Origin of the sequence: Chitinophaga sp. (assembly GCF_035564935.1) — a bacterium.
In the GTDB taxonomy this organism is placed as follows: Bacteria; Bacteroidota; Bacteroidia; order Chitinophagales; family Chitinophagaceae; genus Chitinophaga.
Window position 1 is genome coordinate 1 of sequence record NZ_DATMTE010000465.1, and the last position, 1,735, is coordinate 1,735.

Annotated in this window: 2 protein-coding genes; both read right to left on the reverse strand. The window is 47.6% G+C overall.

Going from position 1 to position 1,735, the window contains the following annotated elements; all coding sequences use genetic code 11:
• Positions 1-538, reverse strand: a 538-nt coding sequence (gene rsmG, locus VN105_RS12045; protein WP_325641157.1) for a 16S rRNA (guanine(527)-N(7))-methyltransferase RsmG, incomplete at its 3' end; no start/stop codon positions are given.
• 53 nt (positions 539-591) lie between these two features.
• Positions 592-1,735, reverse strand: a 1,144-nt coding sequence (locus VN105_RS12050; RefSeq protein WP_325641159.1) for a glycosyltransferase, incomplete at its 5' end; no start/stop codon positions are given.

The following is a 1,735-nucleotide window of genomic DNA, read 5'->3' on the forward strand; positions in this document are numbered from 1 at the left end:
CGGAAATTTCCTGGGCAAGGTCGCCGCCTTTGAGACAAATAAGCCCCTTTTCAAATTGCTTGCCCGGCACAGTGGATTTCTTCATTAAATGCTTGCTCCAGCGCCAAAGGTCCCCAAGGGGCGCCACCGCGCGGGATACCACGATATCAAACTTCCGGTTTTTGATCTCCTCCACCCGGCTATGCGCTGCAGTGACGTTTTTCAGCTGCAGCGCTTCCGCTACGCCTTCCACCACCTTTATTTTTTTACCAATGGAATCTACCAGGTGAAACTGTACTTCGGGAAAAAAGATCGCCAGGGGAATACCCGGGAATCCGCCGCCGGTACCCAGGTCAAGGATCTGGGTGCCGGGCTGGAAATCTGCAATAGCAGCTATACTAAGAGAGTGTAATACATGTTTTTCATATAAGGCATCAATGTCTTTGCGGGATATCACGTTGATCTTGTCGTTCCATTCCTGGTATAATCCCTGCAGCGCCTCAAACTGCGACAGCTGTTCCGGTGTAAAGTCGCTGAAATACTTTAAAATAATTTCCATGCGGCAAAAGTAAAGCAAAAGCAAATAAGCGGGAAGCTATTTACCCATGCGGATTACCATTTGTTTTTGGACCTGAAGAACAGGGCAGGGGTAAAGATGATATAATACAATACCATGAAAATATCCATCAGCCAGCTGAACTTAAACAGGTCGCTTTCATCCAGCCTGCGCATGGCCGAGTAAGTAATAATGGACTGTATCAGCACCTTACCACCAAAAATACCCAGCACATACCAAAGGATGGGAGGCGGGAAAAACAGTGCGAAAATAAAGGCCGGGTAAAAAAGGAAGTGCGTCAGTGAAAATAGTCCCAGCACAAACTTATGCCCGAAGCGGTAATGCTTACCGGTAGACATGTGCCGGGTTTTTTGCCGGAACCAGCTTTTCCAGCTCAGCTTGGGCTCTGAGTAAGTAAAAGCCTGTTTGTTGATCACCACGCCTACATTTTTCCGGTTGGCTGCGGTATTTACAAACAGGTCGTCGTCGCCGCTGGCAAGATGCTGGTGACTTGTAAAACCTTTATGTTTAAAGAAAAGCTCTCTTTTATAGGCCAGGTTACGGCCTACTCCCATATAGGGCATACCGCTCATGGCAAAGGAAAGGTGCTGCAGGGCGCTGAAGAAAGTTTCATACCGGATGATCTTATTCAGAAACCCCGGCTTCTTATGATAAGCGCCGTATCCCAGTACAATTTCTTTCTTGCCTGTAAAACCCTGGCTCATCAGGGAAAGCCAGTAGGTGCTTCCCGGCTTGCAATCGGCGTCTGTAAGCAATACCTTTTCAAACTGCGCGCCTTTCAAACCGATAGACAGGGGATATTTCTTGCCGGGAATAAATTTCGCGGGCTGCTTGATCTCGATATGCCGGTAGTGTGGATAGCCCGGCTCTATGGAGCGCAGGTAATACTTGGTATCATCCTCAGAGTTATCGTTCACCACAATTACCTCGTACTCAGGTTTCATATGCTGGTGATACCGCTGTTGCAATACCCCCGGCAAATTCTTCTGCAGGTTCAATTCCTCATCCTTGGCACAGATGATCACCGAAAAAGGCCCGTCCGGCGTGTGGTCCAGGTCAAATTTACGTCTATAAAAAGCTACCCGGGAAAATACAAAGAGAAAATAAATAGTTTGTATCCCTGCTACGGCAGCAAAAAAGTATAAGGCAATTTCACCCAGATGGTCCATAATGCTGGCA